Annotated in this window: 18 protein-coding genes; 16 read left to right on the forward strand and 2 right to left on the reverse strand. The window is 28.2% G+C overall.

The features are described from left to right. Positions 1-132 precede the first annotated feature (132 nt). From murC to feoB, 14 genes are all read left to right on the forward strand, one after another. Positions 133-1,428: a UDP-N-acetylmuramate--L-alanine ligase gene (murC, locus tag JG676_RS04310; RefSeq protein ID WP_200217412.1), complete on the forward strand. Its 1,296-nt coding sequence runs from the start codon at positions 133-135 to the stop codon at positions 1,426-1,428. After that, complete coding sequence (locus JG676_RS04315) at positions 1,421-1,771, forward strand: hypothetical protein (protein ID WP_200217413.1); 351 nt, start codon at positions 1,421-1,423, stop codon at positions 1,769-1,771. Before murC ends, JG676_RS04315 begins: the two co-directional genes overlap by 8 nt. Then, positions 1,764-3,971, forward strand: a complete 2,208-nt coding sequence (locus JG676_RS04320) for an endonuclease MutS2 (protein WP_200217414.1) — start codon at positions 1,764-1,766, stop codon at positions 3,969-3,971. The genes JG676_RS04315 and JG676_RS04320 overlap by 8 nt, the downstream gene beginning before the upstream one ends. An 8-nt stretch (positions 3,972-3,979) precedes the next feature. Further along, on the forward strand, positions 3,980-7,870 hold the full coding sequence (locus tag JG676_RS04325; RefSeq protein ID WP_200217415.1) for an N-6 DNA methylase: 3,891 nt from the start codon (positions 3,980-3,982) through the stop codon (positions 7,868-7,870). Positions 7,871-7,912: 42 nt separating this feature from the next. Further along, positions 7,913-8,608: an NAD-dependent deacetylase gene (locus tag JG676_RS04330; protein ID WP_200169579.1), complete on the forward strand. Its 696-nt coding sequence runs from the start codon at positions 7,913-7,915 to the stop codon at positions 8,606-8,608. After that, a complete protein-coding gene (locus JG676_RS04335) occupies positions 8,608-9,207 on the forward strand; it encodes a LysE family transporter (protein WP_200169580.1) in 600 nt (199 codons plus the stop codon). Before JG676_RS04330 ends, JG676_RS04335 begins: the two co-directional genes overlap by 1 nt. A gap of 3 nt (positions 9,208-9,210) precedes the next feature. Further along, a complete protein-coding gene (dapE, locus tag JG676_RS04340; RefSeq protein ID WP_200217416.1) occupies positions 9,211-10,308 on the forward strand; it encodes a succinyl-diaminopimelate desuccinylase in 1,098 nt (365 codons plus the stop codon). Positions 10,309-10,349: 41 nt separating this feature from the next. Next, positions 10,350-10,541: a sulfur carrier protein ThiS gene (gene thiS / locus JG676_RS04345; RefSeq protein WP_200217417.1), complete on the forward strand. Its 192-nt coding sequence runs from the start codon at positions 10,350-10,352 to the stop codon at positions 10,539-10,541. Next, positions 10,538-11,347, forward strand: a complete 810-nt coding sequence (thiF, locus tag JG676_RS04350; protein WP_200217418.1) for a thiamine biosynthesis protein ThiF — start codon at positions 10,538-10,540, stop codon at positions 11,345-11,347. The genes thiS and thiF overlap by 4 nt, the downstream gene beginning before the upstream one ends. After that, positions 11,337-12,101, forward strand: a complete 765-nt coding sequence (locus JG676_RS04355) for a thiazole synthase (protein ID WP_200217419.1) — start codon at positions 11,337-11,339, stop codon at positions 12,099-12,101. The genes thiF and JG676_RS04355 overlap by 11 nt, the downstream gene beginning before the upstream one ends. Positions 12,102-12,104: 3 nt before the next feature. Next, the gene (thiH, locus tag JG676_RS04360) at positions 12,105-13,250 is read left to right on the forward strand and encodes a 2-iminoacetate synthase ThiH (protein ID WP_200217420.1); all 1,146 of its coding nucleotides are present in this window, start codon (positions 12,105-12,107) and stop codon (positions 13,248-13,250) included. After that, positions 13,240-13,851: a thiamine phosphate synthase gene (locus tag JG676_RS04365; RefSeq protein ID WP_200217421.1), complete on the forward strand. Its 612-nt coding sequence runs from the start codon at positions 13,240-13,242 to the stop codon at positions 13,849-13,851. Before thiH ends, JG676_RS04365 begins: the two co-directional genes overlap by 11 nt. Before the next feature lie 183 nt (positions 13,852-14,034). Beyond that, positions 14,035-14,259 (forward strand): FeoA family protein, encoded by a 225-nt coding sequence (locus JG676_RS04370; protein ID WP_200217422.1) that lies wholly within the window; start codon positions 14,035-14,037, stop codon positions 14,257-14,259. Beyond that, complete coding sequence (gene feoB / locus JG676_RS04375) at positions 14,256-16,091, forward strand: ferrous iron transport protein B (RefSeq protein ID WP_200217423.1); 1,836 nt, start codon at positions 14,256-14,258, stop codon at positions 16,089-16,091. Before JG676_RS04370 ends, feoB begins: the two co-directional genes overlap by 4 nt. A 34-nt stretch (positions 16,092-16,125) precedes the next feature. Here the strand turns inward: feoB and JG676_RS04380 are convergent, their stop codons facing one another. Together JG676_RS04380 and JG676_RS04385 are read right to left on the reverse strand one after the other, a co-directional pair. Further along, on the reverse strand, positions 16,126-16,611 hold the full coding sequence (locus JG676_RS04380) for a peptidylprolyl isomerase (protein WP_200169589.1): 486 nt from the start codon (positions 16,609-16,611) through the stop codon (positions 16,126-16,128). Between the two features lie 9 nt (positions 16,612-16,620). After that, a complete protein-coding gene (locus JG676_RS04385) occupies positions 16,621-17,328 on the reverse strand; it encodes a YebC/PmpR family DNA-binding transcriptional regulator (protein WP_200169590.1) in 708 nt (235 codons plus the stop codon). Positions 17,329-17,405: 77 nt separating this feature from the next. Between JG676_RS04385 and JG676_RS04390 the strand changes: the two genes are divergently transcribed. Together JG676_RS04390 and JG676_RS04395 are read left to right on the forward strand one after the other, a co-directional pair. Continuing rightward, a complete protein-coding gene (locus JG676_RS04390; protein ID WP_200217424.1) occupies positions 17,406-17,939 on the forward strand; it encodes an N-acetyltransferase in 534 nt (177 codons plus the stop codon). An 8-nt stretch (positions 17,940-17,947) separates the two neighbouring features. Beyond that, complete coding sequence (locus tag JG676_RS04395; protein WP_200217425.1) at positions 17,948-18,883, forward strand: cation diffusion facilitator family transporter; 936 nt, start codon at positions 17,948-17,950, stop codon at positions 18,881-18,883. The last annotated feature ends 1 nt before the right edge of the window (position 18,884 follow it).

Consider the following 18,884-nt stretch of genomic DNA (forward strand, 5'->3'; position numbering starts at 1 on the left):
ATTTTATAAAGTGATTTTTATCTAAGAAATTTAAAATTTTTTTAGATATTTTTTATCAAGATTTTTAGGGGTATTTTAGTGAAAAAGTGTTAGAATTTTTACTTTTGATTTCTTAAGATATTTGAGGCAAAGATGCAAAAAATTCATTTTATAGGTATAGGTGGCATAGGTATTTCAGCATTAGCAAGATTTTTAAAAGAGAAAGGTTTTATAATCAGCGGGAGTGATTTAAAAGAGAGTAAAATCACTAAAAAGCTTGAGAGTGAAGGTGTATGCGTATCAATCCCACACAATAAAGAAAATATTATCGGAAAAGATTTAATAATCTATTCAGCTGCTATAAAAGAAGAAAATCCTGAATTTAAATATGCTAAAGAATTAGGTATAAAAACTCTTTCGCGTAAAGAAGCTCTACCTTTGATTTTGCAAGATAAACGTGTTTTTGCAGTTGCTGGAGCGCATGGAAAAAGCACTACTTCAAGTATTTTAGCTTCTTTAATACCAAATTCATCAGTTATTATCGGTGCTATTTTAAAAGAATTTGGATCAAATATGATTTATAAAGAAAGCGAGAATCTTATTTTTGAGGCTGATGAAAGTGATAGTTCATTTTTAAATTCAAACCCTCATTTAGCCATAGTTACAAATGCAGAAGCAGAGCATTTAGATCATTATGGTAATGAAATTTCAAGGCTTCATCACGCTTATACTAGTTTTTTAGAAAATGCTAAGATTCGCGTTATTAATGCAGAAGATGAATTTTTAAAAGATTATAAAGGTGAAGCTTTGCGTCTTTATCCTAGTAAGGATATTAAAAATTGTGTTATGGAGATTGAAAATTTTAGACCTAAAACAAGTTTTGAGCTTAAAAATTTAGGACGTTTTAGTGTATTTGGTATGGGTTATCATCTAGCCATTGATGCTTCTTTAGCAATTTTAGCGGCATTAAATTATGAAAATATAGAGCAAATTAGATTAAATTTAAAAAAATATCAAGGTATTAAAAAAAGATTTGATATTTTATATGCTGATGAGGATTTAGCTTTAATTGATGATTATGGTCATCATCCAACAGAGATTAAAGCTACTTTAAATGCTGCTAGAGAATATACAAAATTAGCAGGATATAAAAAAATTACTGCCATTTTTGAACCCCATCGTTATACGCGTTTGGCTGCAAATTTAAAAGAATTTGTTTTAGCATTTGATGATATAGATGAACTTGTGATTTTACCTGTTTATGCCGCAGGAGAAGAAAAAATCGAAATTGACTTAAAAAAGTATTTTGATAAGGCTTTATTTATTAATGATATTAAAAGAGAAGGTAAATTTTTAGTCACAGATAAAGGAAGAGTCTTTGATAAAGGTTTGATTATAGGTTTTGGAGCAGGAGATATTAGCAATAAATTAAGGCAAAATAATGAGTAAAATTTTATTTTATCTTTTAATTATTTTAATTTTACTTTTAATCACTCTTATGTTGCGTAAAAAACTAGGATCTAAAACCAAACCTTTTTTTGTAATTTTACTTTTAGCTACTATTATTTTTTCTGTATTTTTTGAAATACAAAATATTAAAAAAGCAGAAAAAAATCGTGAAATTCTTACAGCTTTTAATCAAGGTAAAAGCATCATTTGTAAAGATTTAAATATTTCTAATGATTATTTTAATTATGAATTTGGCACAGCGAGTTTTATTTCTAAGGATAACAATCTTAGCTTTAAATCTTTAATTATTGATATCAATCATTGCAGGTTAAAAAATGATTGAAAGCAAAGAAGAGCTTATATCAAAACTTGATTTAGGCAGTTATTTAGAAGAATTTAAAGCTCTTTTTTCAAGAGATAAAGATATATTTTTACAAGGTGATTCTTCGCTTCATCTAAAACGAATCGATGAGCTTTGTAAAATCAACTTTCCACAAATTCCAGAAGTTTTAAATTTGGATAAAGCTTTAATGCATTTAAGTAAGCAAGGAATTTTGCATTTAGATGAAATTTATGAGTTTGTAAAAATTATTTGCTATTTTGAAAAGCTTAAAAAAATTAATTTTGGATCCAATCTAAACTCTTGGCTTGAAAAAATTCAACTTTCAAAAGAAATTTTAGAACTTACTTTAAAATTTAACGATAAAGGAGAGCTAAAAGAAAGTTTAGATGAAAGACTTATAAATTTAAATACAGCTTTAAAACTTAAAAATGAAGCCATAAGAGCTGAATTCAAAAAGCTTATTTATACTAAATCGCTTAGCCCTTATTTAATCGATACGCAAATTCATTTTATAAATGGCTTTGAAGCATTACTTGTAAGAGGAGGGTTTAATCACACTTTAAAAGCTAAAATTATAGCTAGAAGTAGTGGAGGGGGTTTTTATATCATTCCTTTAAATGTTGAAAATTTGCAAGATGATATAGAAAAAATTAAAAATCAAAAAGAAGAGATTTACTATGAATATGCTAAAAATTTTTCTATTTTCTTAGCTAAAAATATACCTTTTTTAAAATTTATTAATAATGCTTTTGATTTATTTGATCATTATAGTGCTAGGGTTTTGCTTGCAAAAAAGAAAGATTATGGATTTATTTTATGTGAGAATTCAAATGAAATTATACTTAAAGATTTTGCTCATCCAGCTCTTGATAATCCAAAAAGCATTTCTCTTGATTTTAAAAAGCAAGTTTTAATCATCACAGGAGTAAATGCAGGCGGAAAATCTATGCTATTAAAATCTTTACTCGCTGCTGCTTTTTTAGCCAAACATCTTTTACCTATGAAAATAAAAGCAAATGAAAGCAAAATAGGCTCTTTTAAAGAATTTGATGCTATTATTGAAGATCCTCAAAATGTTAAAAACAATATCTCAACCTTTGCAGGCAGGATGCTTCAAATCTCCAAACTTTTTACTAAAAAGAATTTATTATTAGGAATTGATGAGATAGAACTTGGAACAGATTTTGAAGAAGCTGCTTGTTTATATAGTGTTATTATTTCTCATCTTATAAAAAATAAACTTAAAATCATCATTACAACACACCATAAGCGTCTTGCTATGCTTTTAGCACAAAATGAAGAAGTTGAACTTATCGCTGCTTTATATGATGAAGAAATTTCAAAACCAAAGTATGAATTTCTAAAAGGTACTATAGGAAAATCTTATGCTTTTGAAACAGCTTTGCGTTATCAAATTCCAGCTAATTTAGTAGGAGAGGCCAAAAAGCTTTATGGCGAAGATAAAGAGAATTTAGAAGTAATGGTGAGTAAAAATATCAATCTTGAACTAGAGCTTAAATCTAAGCTTCAAAATATACATAAAAAAGAGCAAATTGCTGATGAGATTTTACAAAATCTAAAAGAACAAAGGCAAAAACAAGAAGAAAAATTTAAAAATACTCTAAGAGAATTAGAATTTAAATTTTATAAAGCCATAGAAGAAGCTAAAAAAACTATAAATTTAAAAGATATTAAAGAAAAACAAAGAAGTTTAAATAAAGCCAATGAGCTAAAAAAAGAAATTATCTTACCAAGCATAAAACAAAATGAAGAGCTAAGGGTAGGGGATTTTGTAAAATATGAAAAAATTAAAGGAGTGATTAAAGCTATTTCTAAAAATGAAGCTTTAATAGAATGTGAAGGTCTTAATCTAAGAGTAGGACTTAATTTGCTTAAAAAAAGCGTAGCGCTTCCTAAAAAAAGTCCTAAAACAAATATAAGTATTACTAAGCCAAGCAATTTAAATATCACTTTAGATTTACACGGACTTAGAAGCGATGAAGCCATTTCTAGGCTTGATAAATTTATTTCAGATGCCTTGCTTGCTGGATTTGATGAAGTTTTAATATATCATGGCATAGGAACAGGAAAGCTTGCTTTTGCGGTAAAAGAATTTTTAAAAGCACATAAAAGTGTAAAAAGTTTTAGTGATGCACCGATCAATCAAGGTGGTTTTGGCGCTAAGGTAGTGAGGTTTTAAGGATAGAGATGATCACAAAAGATAATTTAAAGGAAATTTTAGAGAGTTTAAATTTTTTAGAGCAAGATGGAATTTATATAAAAAGAATTGGCAAATATACACTTTCTATAGATTTTAAAAATAAAAATATTATTTACCCAAAAGAAATTAAGATTCACGATAAAACTACTTCTAATTTTTCACACCCTGAAAATTTTGTAGTTTTTGAATGTGTGCATAGACTTTTAGAAAAAGGCTACAAGGCTGAACATTTAGAGTTAGAGCCAAAATGGAATATTGGCAGGGATAAAAAAGGTGGTAAGGCTGATATTTTAGTAAAGGATAATGAAAACAATCCTTATTTAATTATAGAATGTAAAACCACAGATTTTAAAAATAGTGAGTTTATAAAAGAATGGAATAGAATGCAAGAAGATGGTGGGCAGCTTTTTTCTTATTTTCAGCAAGAAAAAGGTGTAAAATATCTTTGTCTTTATACAAGTGATTTTAGCGATAAGTTAGAATATAAAAATTACATCATACAAGCTTACGATAACGAAGAATATCTAAAAGAAAAAGAATTACAAAATTCTTATAAAAAATCTAATAACAATATAGAACTTTTTAAAGCTTGGAAAGAAAGTTATGAACTGCAATATTTTAAACAAGGTATTTTTGAAGCAAATGTCAATGCTTATAAAATTTTAGAAATTACTCCAACTTTTGATAATCTTAAAGAACTTAAAGAAGAAGGCAAATATCACGAATTTGCAAAAATTTTACGCAAGCATAATATATCAGGCAAGGAAAATGCATTTGATAAACTTGTAAATATTTTTCTTTGCAAAATTTATGATGAAACTTTTAATAAAAACAATCTCAAATTTGGATATTTTGGTGTAATGGCAGATACTTATGCAAATATGCAAGATAGATTAATGTGGCTTTATAAAGAAGCTATGAAAGAATTCTTAGGAGAAAAAATTACCTTTGTATCTAATGAAGATATAGAAAAAGACTTTAAACAATTAAAGATAAAAACTTTAAAAGAGGTAATGCAAAATTACATCAAAGAATTGAAATTTTATTCAAATAATGATTTTGCATTTTTAGAAGTGCATAATAAAGAATTATTCTTAAAAAACGCACTTGTATTAAAAGAAATAGTAGAGCTTTTTGCAAATTATAAGCTTACTCAAAATTCTACCAATCAATTTTTAGGCAATCTTTTTGAACTTTTTTTGCAAAAAGGTATGAAGCAAGATGAGGGCCAGTTTTTTACGCCTATACAAATTTGTGAATTTATCGTGTATTCTTTACCACTTCAAACAATGTTAAGCGAAAATTCTAAAGCTTTAAAAGTGATTGATTATGCTTGTGGTGCTGGACATTTTTTAAATACCTATGCTAATGAGCTTAAGCGATATTTAACAGAAGAAGAATTAAAAGAGCATTATAAAAATATTTATGGTATTGAAAAAGAATATCGTTTAAGTAAGGTTTCTAAGGTTTCAAGTGCAATGTATGGACAAAATGAAATTAATATTTTATACGCTGATGCACTTGCTTCTTTTGAACTAGCAAATACGAACAACCTAGAAGGAGAAAAAGCAAAACCGCAAATAGAATCAAATAGTTTTGATTTACTTATAGCAAATCCACCTTATTCTGTAAAAGGATTTTTAGAAACCTTAAGTAATAAATCTAAAAACACTTATAAACTTTTTAATGATGATATAAACATAGAAACAAATAATGCTATTGAATGTTTTTTCATAGAAAGAGCAAATCAAATTTTAAAAGATAATGCAAAAGCTGCAATTATTTTGCCAAGCTCTATTTTAAATAAGGATTCTATTTATAAAAATACAAGAGAAATATTGTTTCAAAATTTTGATTTTATTGCTATTGTTGAGCTTGGAAGCTGTACTTTTGGAGCGACTGGGACAAATACAATTATTTTATTTTTACGTAAAAAAGAAACTTTTAAGCAAGAAAACGAATCAATTTCTCAAGATTATAGCTTAATCAAAGAGCGTATAGAAGCTGAAAATTTAAAAGACAATGAAAACTTTTCTCAAAATTATCTAGCTGCGTATTGTGATTTTAGAAAATTTAATAAAGAGCTTTATAACAATTTTTTAAATGGCAGCTTAGATTCTAATCTTGCAGAGTTAGAAGTCTTTAAAGATTATCGCAATGCATTTAGGCAAACAAGTGATTATAAAAAACTTAAAGAATCTAAAATTTATAAAGAAAGTAAAGATAAGCAAGATTTAGAAGATAAAGCCTTTTTAGCTTATGCTCAGGCAATTGAAAAGGATAAATTGCTTTATTTTTGCTTAAGTCTTAATCAAGAAGTCTTAATCATAAAATCCCCAAGTGATATAAAAGAACAAAAGAAATTTTTAGGTTATGAGTGGAGCAATAGAAAAGGCGATGAAGGTTTAAAAGAATTGCATGAGCCTTATCTTAGCCCACTTTTTGAAAGAGATAATCCGCAAAATGAGACTAAGCTTAATACTTTAATCTACAAATCTTTTTTAAATACGCTTGATGTTATCCCGCAAGAATTACAGACTTATGCTACAAAAGCAAGGCTTGTTGATATGATGGATTTTGAAAAAGTGGAATTTAATAAAGCTATAAATTTAAACGTAAAATCAAGAGATGAGTTAAATCCTTTTAAGAATTCTAAGTATGAGTTGGTGAGATTAGGGGAAGTGTGCGATTTATTTAATGGCTATGCATTTAAGAAAACAGATTATGTTGAAAAGTCAAACACACTGCTCATTAGAATGGGAAATATAAGACCAAATGGTGAATTTGATGCGGAACACAAAATTCAATATTTACCCGACAATTTTAATAATAAATATAAAGACTACCTACTTAATGACGGCGATGTTATTATAGCTATGACTGATATGGGTAATGCTATGAATATTTTAGGTGTTCCTACTATTGTAAAAAATAAAAATAATAGAAATTTTTTGTTAAATCAGAGAGTGGGTAAACTTTTTAATTTTAGTGAAAAAATAATAGTTCAATATTTAAAATATGCATTATCAAGCAATGAAGTAAAAAAACAATTTAAATTACAGGGATATGGTGGCTTGCAGATTAATTTAGGTAAGACACAAATATTAAATACTAAAATCCCGCTTCCACCGCTTGAAATTCAAAAACAAATCGTAGCAGAGTGTGAAAAGGTAGAAGAGCAGTATAACACAATAAGAATGAGTATAGAAGAGTATCAAAACCTAATCAAAGCAATGCTTCAAAAATGCGGTATTATAGAGGATAATGGAGAATATGAGTTAAATTCTATTTTGAGTAAAATTAATAACTTGTGTGAAATAAATTTAGATAATGAATTTTTATTAGCATTTAACAAAACAATTAAAGAGTATTCTTTATCAAATCCAATTTTTAAATTAAGCATTGGAAAAAGAATTTTAAATAGTGATTTACTTGAAAATGGGAAAATTCCTGTTTATAGTGCGAATGTGTTAGAGGTATTTGGGTTTATTGATAAAGAAATCTTGCCAGATTATGATAGTGATTCTGTTTTATGGGGTATAGATGGAGATTGGATGGTGGGTTTTATGCCAAAAAATAGAAAGTTTTATCCAACTGATCATTGTGGGGTATTAAGGGTTGATGATACAAAAATAAATGTTAAATACATAAGTTTTGTTTTAAATGAAGCTGGTAAAAAACAAGGATTTTCAAGAAAACTTAGAGCTTCAATAGATAGAATAAGAGCATTAAGAGTTAAACTCCCTTCTCTAGATTTTCAAGATCAAATAGCAGATATAATTGATAAGATTGAGAAAAAAGTCAATGAAGATAAAATAGAGCTTAGTAGATTAGAAAAAGAAAAAGAAAAAATCTTGCAAAAATATTTATTTTCTTAAAGCATTTTTCGCTAAACTTCATAAATTTTATAAGGTTTAGCGATGAAAAACATTATGATATTAAGCGGAGCAGGGCTATCTGCTCCAAGTGGGCTTAAAACTTTTAGAGACAATGGCGGGCTTTGGGATGAGTATGATGTGATGGAAATTTGCTCTGCAACAGGCTTTAGAAAAAATCCCAAAAAAGTGCTTGATTTTTATGATGCAAGACGCCTAGAGCTTGCAAATGTAAAACCAAATTATGCCCATAAACAAATTGCTAAATTAAAAGAAAAATGGGGTAAAAATCTTTTTGTTTTAACGCAAAATGTTGATGATTTGCTCGAGCGTGCAGGGTGTAAAGAAGTCATTCATTTACATGGCTTTTTGCCTGAACTTCGTTGTTTAAAATGTGGTGAAATTTTTAATATAGCTTATAATTTAATGGCAAATAAAAAATGCCCTAAATGCAAAAGTGAAAATTTAAGACACAATATCGTTATGTTTGAGGAAGCAGCCCCAGCTTATAACACACTTTATTCTCTTTTAAGTCAAACTTCACTTTTTATAAGCATAGGGACAAGTGGAGCTGTTTTGCCCGTGGGTGAGTATGCAAGAATGTGTGAAAAAAGTATTTTAAATATCTATGAAAAGGATGAAAATTTAGAGTTATTTTTTGATAAAATTTATATAGAAAATATTTTAAGTGCCATTGAGAAAATAGCACAAGATATAGATGAATTTATGAAAGATAGCTAATGTTTGATTCTTTGTTAAATGGGATGATTTTGGGTTTTGGGGTAAGTGTTCCTTTTGGACCTGTAAATATTTTGATCTTAACTTATGCTCTTAGAGTTTTTAAAAATTCTTTAGCTGTAGGCCTTGGTGCTTTTAGTGTTGATATGCTTTATTTCTTTCTTTTAAAATTTGGACTTATTGGCTTTTTAGATAATGCAATATTTATGAAGGTTTTAGCTGTATTTGGATTTGTTTTTTTAAGCTATATGGCTTTTTTGATGCTTGTGAAAAAAAATAAAGATTTAAATTTAAAAAATGTAGAATTTAAAGAAAATTTGTTTAAAAGTTATTTAAAGGGTGTATTTTTAAATGGTTTAAATCCTTTTGTAATAGGATTTTGGCTTAGTGTTGCAGGTATTGCCATAAAAGAAAGTCATCCTAATGCTATGGTAATTGGTCTTATTGTGGCTATACTTTCTTGGATCTTTGCTCTATCTTTTTTTGTGGCAAGATATAAGGATTTTTTTAGTGCAAAGATTATTAAAATTATTAATATTATTTCAGCTTTAATCATAGAGTATTTTGCTATAAATTTACTTTATAAAACTTTTATAGGATGAAAAATGAATGCAAAAGAATTTTTAATAGAGCTTTTAAAATTTAAATCTATTACACCAAAAGATGATGGAGCTTTAAATTTTATTGCCTTAGAATTAAGTGAGTTTGAAGCTTTTTTTATAGAAAAAGAAGGCATCAAAAATCTTTTGCTTACAAAAAAATTTAAAGATGAAGGTGAGCATTTAGCTTTTTGTGGGCATATAGATGTAGTTCCTGCAGGAGAAGGTTGGCAAAGCGATCCTTTTAAACCTATAGAAAAAGATGGTTTTATCTATGCAAGAGGAGCACAAGATATGAAAAGTGGCGTGGCTGCTTTTGTATATGCTTTAAAAGAAGCTAGATTTAATGGTTCAAGACTTTCTTTAATGCTTACAAGCGATGAAGAAGGTGAAGCAAAATATGGCACTTTAGAGCTTCTTAACTTTATGAAGGAGAAAAATCTTTTGCCTGATTTTGCTTTAGTGGGTGAGCCAACAAGTGATAAACATTTTGGCGATACTATTAAAATAGGGCGTCGTGGATCCATTAATGCGACACTTATTATAAAAGGCAAACAAGGACATGTAGCTTACCCTGAAAAATGTATTAATCCTATACACGATTTTGCTCCAGTTTTAAAATTTTTAGCCGGATTTGATCTGGATCCTGGAAGTGCTGAATTTGATCCTTCAAAGATTGTTATTACAGATATTAGAGGGGGGCTAGAAGTTAGTAATGTAACGGCTAATGATTTAAAAATTATGTTTAATGTTAGAAATTCATTAGATACAAGCATAGATGATGTTAAAGCTTATGTAGAAAAAATTTGTGAAGGGTTAAACTATGAGCTTAAGATAAGTCAAAGCTCTAAACCTTTTTTAACCAAAAGTGATAATAAAATAGTTCAAAAAATTAATCAAAGCGTTCAAAAAATCACTTCTCAAGTTCCAAAATTTAATACCAAAGGTGGTACAAGTGATGCGAGATTTTTAGCTGAGTTTGGTGTAAGCGTATGTGAATTTGGCGTGTGTAATGATACAATCCATGCTGTAAATGAAAGAGTAAGTGTAGAAGAATTTGAAAAGCTTTGTTTAGTTTATAAAGATTTCGTAGAAAATTTTTAAATAATATTTATTTTTTAATATTAAGAATTAAAAGAGTTAAAATGATTATAAATGGACAAAAATTTGATCTTAAAGAGCTTAAATTTATAGATTTTTTAAAAGAAAAAAATTTAAAAATAGAATTTATTGCCTTAGAATTAAATGGAAGAATAGTATCCAAAAGCGAATTTGAAAATTTAATTTTAAAAGAAAATGATAAAGCTGAAATTGTAAGCTTTGTAGGGGGAGGTTGATGAGAGTAAAATTTAATGGTGAGTTTTTGGAAACAGAGTATAAAAATACTTTAGATTTTTTTCAAAGTGTGAGTAAAAATGAAAGTGATGTATGGATAGTAAATGGCTTTGCAACAAAGGAAAATATAAATTTAAATGAAAATGATGAGCTTTTTTGTATAGAAAAAAATGTTATGCCACCTAAAGATGCTTTAGACGCCATGATGAGATCACGCCATACTCCAAAGCTTCATGATAAACTTAAAAAAGCAAGTGTAGCAGTATGTGGGCTTGGCGGACTTGGATCACATATAGCTATAATGCTTGCACGTAGTGGTATAGGGCATTTAAAACTTATAGATTTTGATGTAGTAGAACCTAGCAATCTTAATCGTCAAGCTTATCGTGTAAGTGATCTGGGTAAATTTAAGACCGAAGCTTTAAAAGAGCAAATTAATGAGATAAATCCTTATATTAGTATTGAAATTTGCACTTTGAAGATAGATGAAAATAATTTAAAGCTTTTATTTAAAGATATAAATATAGTTTGTGAGGCTTTTGATACTGCACTTGCAAAAGCTATGATAGCACAAAATTTTCATAAATATTTTCCAGATAAAACTTTAATTTGTGCTTCAGGTCTTGCAGGATATGGAGATAGTAATAGCATACAAACAAGAAAAATAGCACAAAATTTCTATGTTTGTGGAGATTTGATAAATGGGGCAAAAGTAGGAAATGGACTTATGGCTCCACGTGTAAATATTTGCGCAGCTCATCAGGCTAATTTAGTTTTAGAACTTCTAGCGAGAAATAATGATGAATGATATTTTAAAGATAGGAAAATATGAATTTCAAAGTCGTTTTATATTAGGCTCAGGTAAATTTTCACTCGATCTTATAAAATCAGCTATTGATGAGGCAAAAGTAGAAATTATTACCTTAGCTTTAAGAAGAGCTTATACAGGGAATGTTGAAAATATACTTGATTTTATTCCTAAAAATATCACGCTTTTACCCAATACCTCAGGCGCAAGAAACGCTAATGAAGCTTTGCGTATAGCAAGACTTTCAAGAGAACTTGGTTGTGGAGAGCTTATAAAGATAGAAGTAATAAGTGATAGTAAGTATTTATTGCCTGATAATTATGAAACAATTAAAGCTTGCGAGCTTTTAGCTAAAGAGGGTTTTACACCTTTACCTTATATGCATGCTGATCTTTATGCGGCTAGAGCTATGAGAGATGCAGGAGCTGCGGCTATTATGCCTTTAGCTGCACCTATTGGGAGTAATAAAGGCCTGTGTGCTAAGGAATTTATACAAATTTTACTTAATGAGATTGATTTACCAATTATTGTTGATGCAGGCATTGGAACCCCTGCACAAGCTTGTGAAGCCATGCAAATGGGAGTAAGTGCAGTGATGATAAATACAGCCATAGCTGAAGCAAAAGATATCGCTTTAATGGCAAAAGCTTTTTCTTTGGCAACTCAGGCAGGAAGAGTGGGATATTTAGCAGGCTTAGTAAGTGTAAGTGAAGCTAAAGCAAGTTCTCCATTAACAGGCTTTTTAAGGGATTGATTGATGCAAGATTGTATGGAGTACTTACCTCATATGCGAAAGATAGAAAGTGAAATTTTAACCAAGGTTTTAAGCGAGGTTCAAGCTTATGATGAGAATAAATATAGTGCTAAAGATGTTAAAAATGCATTAAATTCCGTGCATTTAAGCATAGAAAATCTAAAAGCCTTGTTTTCAAGTGCAGCAGAAGACTTTATAGAGGAGCTTGCTTTAAAATCTGCCAAAATTAAGCAAAAATATTTTGGAAATGCGATTTCGCTTTTTACTCCACTTTATTTGTCAAATTATTGTAATTCAAAATGTGTTTATTGTGGTTTTCAAAAAGGAAATAAAATTACAAGAGCAAAACTTAATGAAGATGAAATTCATAAAGAAATGCAAGCAATTGCTAAAAGTGGATTACAAGAAATTTTATTATTAACAGGTGAAGGCAGAGAATTTGCAAGCGTAGAATATATTGCTCGTGCTTGTAAAATAGCTAGAGAATATTTTAAGGTTGTAGGAGTTGAAATTTATGCTTTAAATGAAGATGAGTATAAAATTTTACATGAAAATGGCTGTGATTATGTAACTATTTTTCAAGAAACTTATAATCCTTTAAAATATTCTAAAATTCATTTAGATGGTGAAAAACGTATTTTTCCTTATCGTTTTAATGCACAAGAAAGAGCTTTAAGAGCAGGTATGAGAGGAGTTGCTTTTGGGGCACTTTTAGGAATTGATGATTTTAGAAAAGATGCACTTGCTACAGCTCTCCATGCACATTTTTTACAACAAAGATATCCGTGGGCTGAAATTTCTCTTTCGATTCCGCGTTTAAGACCTATAATTAATAATGCTAAAATAGATTCAAAAGATGTCAGCGAAAAAAGACTTTTTCAAGTTCTTTGTGCTTATAGGATTTTTTTGCCTTATGCAACAATTGTTATTTCAAGTCGTGAAAGAAAAGGCTTTAGAGATGAGGTAGTGAAATTTGGAGCAAACAAAATGAGTGCTGGAGTAAGCGTGGGGATAGGTGAGCATCAGGGTAATAAAAAAGGAGATGAGCAATTTGAGATTTCAGATAAAAGAAGTATAAATGAAATTTTAACTATGCTTAAAAAATCAAATTTACAGGCTGTGATGAGTGATAGTATCTATGTGGGATAAAAAAATTATTGCTATTAGTGATAGAAAATGTATTGAGGGTGATTTTTTAAAATATATCGAAAAACTTGCAAAAGCTAAAATTGATGCCATAGTTTTAAGAGAAAAAGATCTTAGTGAATTTGAGTATTACGATTTAGCTAAAGAAGTTTTAGCTATTTGTGCTAAAGAAAAAGTTACTTGTTTTTTGCATTTTTTTGATAGAGAGTGTTTAAAATTAGGGCATAGATATTTTCATACCCCGCTTAGCTTATTAAGAAAAGATCCAAAAATTGTAAGATATTTTCATATTTTAGGAACTTCTGTGCATAGTAAAGAAGAACTTTTAGAGGCTATGAATTTTAAAGTAAATTATGCCTTTGTAGGACATATTTTTGAAAGTTCTTGTAAAATCGAACTTGCTCCTAGGGGCTTGGAATTTTTAAAAGATTTGCTTGAATTTAGTAAAATTCCTCTTTATGCTATAGGAGGTATTAATCTTAATAATATTTCTGAATTTAAGAATTTAAATATAGCTGGTATTTGTATGAGAGAAGCTCTTATAAAAGAAGATAATCTTAAAAAATATATAAAAGAATGTAGAGAAAAACTATCAATTAGATAAATGATTTTATTTGATTTATAAAAATAAAATGAAGTTAAAATTAATCTTTATATTTAGATATTAAAATACTTATTTTATAGTTTATTTTTTAAAAATTTATTTTATATTTTTTAAAAATTTAACTTTATTTAAGCATTATTACTATAATATTGATATCAATTATCATTTATATAGGAAGTCATTATGAATCTTAATGAGTTAAAAGATGGTCAAAAGGCTATTGTCAAAAATATAAATGCCGATAAAGAGTTATTAAATAGACTTTTGAGTTTTGGATTTACAAAAAATAAGAATCTTACTAAGATACGATCTTCTTTGAAGAATGCTACTATTATGATAGAACTTGAAACAACTTGTGTAATTTTACGTTCAAGTGAAGCAGAAACAATCGAGGTACAATTAGCATGAAACAAATAAAAGTTGCTTTGGTAGGACAACCAAATGTTGGAAAAAGTTTGCTTATTAATAAGCTTTGTAAAGCAAATATGAAGGTGGCAAATTTTAGTGGAGTTACTATAGAAAAGGCGAGTGCAAAAACTTTCTATAAAGATTATGAAATTGAAATTATAGATTTGCCTGGTACTTATGCTCTTGATGGTTATAGTGAAGAAGAAAAAATTACACGCTATTTTTTAGATCATGAGCAATATGATATTATAATAAATGTTTTAGATGCTACAAATTTGGAAAGAAATCTTATTTTAAGTTCTGAGCTTTTATTGTTAAATAAAAAAATGCTTCTTGCATTAAATATGTGCGATGAAGCAAAAAAAGAAGGCATTGAGATTGATATTAAAAAACTTAATTTATTATTTAAAATACCAGCTTTACAAGTAAGTGCTAAAACTAAGGAAAATTTAGATCTTTTACTTGAAAAAGTTGTATTGCTTTATGAGAGTAAATTTAGAGTTAAGAGTGATTTTTATTCACATTTTTGTCAAAATGGCATACAAAAAGAAAATTTAATACAATATGCAAGTAATGTATATTCTCAAATTATAGTAAAATCTTCAAATTTTAGTCCTTTAAGTAAAAAAATAGATAAAATTTTAATTCATCACTTTTTTGGATTACCTATATTTTTATTTTTAATGTGGTTTTTATTTCAACTTACATTTACTTTAGGGCAAATTCCTATGGATTATATTGAAGAAGGTTTTGGTATGTTGGGTGATTTTTGTAAAGAACATATATCCAATCCTTTACTCGCTTCAGCTTTAAGTGATGGAGTTATAAATGGAGTAGGCGCTGTTGTATTATTTTTACCTAATATTATTATTTTATTTTTAGGAATTGGACTTTTAGAAACAACTGGTTATATGGCTAGAGTTGCTTTTTTACTTGATGGTATTTTGTATAAATTTGGCTTACATGGAAAAAGTTTTATTCCGCTTATCACAGGTTTTGGTTGTTCTGTGCCCGCTTTTATGGCAACTAGAACATTAAAAAATAAAAAAGATAGACTTTTAACTCTTTTTGTTATTAATTTTATGAGTTGCGGGGCACGTTTGCCTGTATATGTTTTATTTATAGGAGCCTTTTTTTCAAGTGATAAGGCTGGAAATTATTTATTTGGAATTTATATTTTGGGTGCTATTTTAGGTCTTTTTGCAGCAAAACTTTTAAGAATTACCGCTTTTAAAGGATTAAATGAACCTTTTGTTATGGAAGTACCAAAATATCGTATGCCAAATTGGAGTTTGGTTGCTTTTATGGTTATTAATAAAGCTAAAGCTTATCTTAAAAAAGCAGGAACCTTTATACTTTTGGCATCTTTATTTATATGGTTTGCTAGTAATTTTCCAAGAGAAAGGGTTCAAGGTTTAGATGAAGAACGAAATGAAGCAGTTGTTGAGCAAAGTTATCTTGGTCAATTTGGTAAAGCAATAGAGCCTGTTTTTACTCCTTTAGATTTTGATTGGAGACTTAGTGTTGCTCTAGTGAGTGGTTTAGCTGCTAAAGAAACTATGATTTCTACAATGGGAGTTCTTTATTCTTTAGGGGATGATATTGATGAAAATAGTCAAGATTTAAGAAGTATTATTTCTAAAAGTGTCTCTTTTCCTAGTGCTGTAGCTTTTATTTTATTTGTAATGATTTACAATCCTTGTTTTGCTGCAACTATAGTATTTTCAAAAGAAAGTGGAAAAACAAAATATACAATTTATTTATTTCTCTTTACTTGTATAAGTGCTTATATAGTAGCTTTAATAGGATTAAATATAGCAAAACTATTATGAAATTTTATCTTTGCTTAAAATAAGCAAAGATAAATTATTTTATTTCTTTTAAAATTTTAATATTTATAATCTTATCTCCTTGTTTAATAGAGTCTAAGACTTTTAAACTTTCTTTATCATCTTTATCAATTTGTCCAAAAATAGTATGTACTCCATCTAAATGAGGTTGTGGGCTATGGCAAATAAAAAATTGTGATCCACCTGTATCACGCCCAGCGTGAGCCATAGATAAGCTCCCTCTTTCGTGTTTATGTTTTTGATTATCGCATTCGCAAGCTATCTCATATCCAGGTCCGCCTGTACCTGTACCATTAGGACAACCCCCCTGTATAACAAAATCTGATATTACGCGATGAAAAGTTAAATCTTTATAAAAATTTTCATTTGCTAAATTTGCAAAATTACAAACTGTTTGAGGAGTCTCATCTCCAAAAAGCTTAAGTTTCATTACCCCTTTTTCGGTTTTTATAAGAGCAAATTTATATTCTTCAACTTTGCTTGTATCTATTGTTTTAAGCATTTTCTCTCCTTATTCTATATTTGTATATACAGCTTGAACATCATCATCATCATCAAGTTTATCAAGAAGTTTTTCTATATCTAAAAGTTGTTCTTCGCTAAAAGCTATAGGATTATTTGGGATATACTCAAGTCCTGCTTTTTTAAGAGTTAAACCTTTAGCTTCTATAGCAGTACTTAACTCTCCAAAAGAGGTGTAATCTCCACTGATTACTAATTCTTCATCATTTTGTTCAAGTTCTTCAAGTCCAGAATCTATTAAATCAAGTTCAAGTTCTTCCAAATCACCACTAAATTTTTCAAGATGAAATACTGCTTTTCTAGAAAACATAAAACCTAAAGACCCATTTTGTAAAATTTCTCCACCATTTTTACTAAAAATTGCTTTAACATTTGCAACCGTTCTAGTAGGATTATCACTCATACATTCAACTATAACTAAAGCCCCGTGAGGAGCTTTGCCTTCATAGTGGATATTTTTAATATCAGCGCTATCTTTACCGCTCGCTCTTTTAATTGCTGCATCAATATTATCTTTTGGCATATTATTGGCTTTTGCTGTAGCAATAGCACTTCTTAATTTAGGATTCATATCAGGATCTATTCCACCTTCTTTTGCGGCAACTTGTATTGCTTTTGCTAACTTAGGAAAAAGTTTGCTCATTTTATCCCATCTTGCTTCTTTTGAAGCTCTGCGGTATTCAAATGCTCGTCCCATAATTCTCGCTTTCTTATATTTTTTTAAAGATAAAAGTATAAACTAATATCTCTAAATTTGTTTTTAAAAGGTTAAGAATGATTCGCAAGGCTAAAAAAGAAGAGGCAAGAAAAGTTATAATTTTATTAGCAAAAGCTATGGATGATATGATATATCATTTAAGTGGTTGTAATGATTATGATCAAGCTATTAATACGCTTTGTAAATTTTATGAGAAAGAAAATAATCGTTTAAGCTATAAAAATATTTATATATATGAGCTAAATAAAGAAATTTTAGCAGCACTTTGTTGCTATGATGGAGCTTTAGCCGATGAACTTGATAAACCTTTAAATGAGAATTTAAATCCTTTAAATAAAAAGGTCTTAAAAGAATGTGAAAATGAATTTTATCTTGATAGTATAAGCGTAGAAGAAAAAGCAAGAGGCAGGGGTATAGCTAAAGAACTTATAGAATACGCTTATAAGAAAGCTTTAGAAAAAAATAAAAAACTTTCTTTAATTGTTGAAGAACATAATAAAAAGGCAAAAAGTCTTTATGAAAAAATGGGTTTTAAGACTATAAAAGTTAAAACTTTATATGGTCATATTTATAATTATATGGAAAAATAAGGAGAAAAATGAAAGAATATCTTTTACATAAGCCATTATTAAAAACAAATTTTTGTTCTCACACTCACGAGCATAATCATGAGCATCACTCTCATTTTGATGCAAGAAATACAGATAAAAAAATTTTAATGATTTCTTTGTTTATGACAGGTTCTATGATGATTGTGCAATTTATCTATTCGTTGCTTTCAAATTCTTTAGCACTTTTAAGCGATACTTTGCATATGTTTTCTGATGTTTTTGCTTTATTTCTTAGTTATATAGCTATCATTGCTGTTCAAAATTTTAAAAACAAGCAAAAAACATTTGGATATTTTAGACTTGAAATTTTAGTAGCATTTATTAATGCTTTAAGTATTATTTTTTCAGCAATTTTTATTATATATGAAGCTATAAATAAACTTTTAAATCCAGTAGAAATTGATGCAAAAACTATGATTATAGTAGCATTTATTGGACTTTTGGTCAATGCGATTAATGGTTTTATGATGTTTAAATACGCAAATTTGGATAATATCAATATGAAATCAGCTTTTTTGCATATGCTAAGTGATTTATTTGGGTCTTTATGTGTTGTAATCGGTGGAATTATAGTTTATTTTACAGGGATTGTTTATATTGATACGATTTTGGCTATAATATTATCTTTATTGCTTTTAAAATGGTCTATTTCCTTATTAAAACAAAGTATTAATATTTTGCTTGAAAGCTCTCCTGTAGATATAAAAGATGTTGAAACAACTTTATTAGAATATAATGAAATTTTAGAAGTGGTAGATTTGCATATTATAGAAATTACAAATGAAATGTTTGTTGCTTTTATGCATTTAAAACTTTCTATAAATAATTTAGATGAATTTGAAGAAATTTATAAAAAAATATCTAAAATTCTTTTAGAAAAATTTAAAATAGGACATATTACTATACAACCATTAAGGAGTTAAA

The sequence above is a fragment of the Campylobacter sp. 2018MI34 genome (assembly GCF_016598975.1).
In the GTDB taxonomy this organism is placed as follows: domain Bacteria; phylum Campylobacterota; class Campylobacteria; order Campylobacterales; family Campylobacteraceae; genus Campylobacter_D.

Coding starts and splice junctions, on each gene's coding strand:
- JG676_RS04320 (WP_200217414.1), top strand. CDS start 1,764: ATGATTGAAAGCAAAGAAGAGCTTATATCAAAACTTGATTTAGGCAGT.
- JG676_RS04390 (WP_200217424.1), top strand. CDS start 17,406: ATGATTCGCAAGGCTAAAAAAGAAGAGGCAAGAAAAGTTATAATTTTA.
- JG676_RS04330 (WP_200169579.1), top strand. CDS start 7,913: ATGAAAAACATTATGATATTAAGCGGAGCAGGGCTATCTGCTCCAAGT.
- JG676_RS04325 (WP_200217415.1), top strand. CDS start 3,980: ATGATCACAAAAGATAATTTAAAGGAAATTTTAGAGAGTTTAAATTTT.
- JG676_RS04395 (WP_200217425.1), top strand. CDS start 17,948: ATGAAAGAATATCTTTTACATAAGCCATTATTAAAAACAAATTTTTGT.
- murC (WP_200217412.1), top strand. CDS start 133: ATGCAAAAAATTCATTTTATAGGTATAGGTGGCATAGGTATTTCAGCA.
- thiH (WP_200217420.1), top strand. CDS start 12,105: ATGCAAGATTGTATGGAGTACTTACCTCATATGCGAAAGATAGAAAGT.
- JG676_RS04355 (WP_200217419.1), top strand. CDS start 11,337: ATGATGAATGATATTTTAAAGATAGGAAAATATGAATTTCAAAGTCGT.
- dapE (WP_200217416.1), top strand. CDS start 9,211: ATGAATGCAAAAGAATTTTTAATAGAGCTTTTAAAATTTAAATCTATT.
- JG676_RS04335 (WP_200169580.1), top strand. CDS start 8,608: ATGTTTGATTCTTTGTTAAATGGGATGATTTTGGGTTTTGGGGTAAGT.
- JG676_RS04315 (WP_200217413.1), top strand. CDS start 1,421: ATGAGTAAAATTTTATTTTATCTTTTAATTATTTTAATTTTACTTTTA.
- JG676_RS04385 (WP_200169590.1), bottom strand. CDS start 17,328: ATGGGACGAGCATTTGAATACCGCAGAGCTTCAAAAGAAGCAAGATGG.
- JG676_RS04380 (WP_200169589.1), bottom strand. CDS start 16,611: ATGCTTAAAACAATAGATACAAGCAAAGTTGAAGAATATAAATTTGCT.
- JG676_RS04365 (WP_200217421.1), top strand. CDS start 13,240: ATGTGGGATAAAAAAATTATTGCTATTAGTGATAGAAAATGTATTGAG.
- feoB (WP_200217423.1), top strand. CDS start 14,256: ATGAAACAAATAAAAGTTGCTTTGGTAGGACAACCAAATGTTGGAAAA.
- thiS (WP_200217417.1), top strand. CDS start 10,350: ATGATTATAAATGGACAAAAATTTGATCTTAAAGAGCTTAAATTTATA.
- JG676_RS04370 (WP_200217422.1), top strand. CDS start 14,035: ATGAATCTTAATGAGTTAAAAGATGGTCAAAAGGCTATTGTCAAAAAT.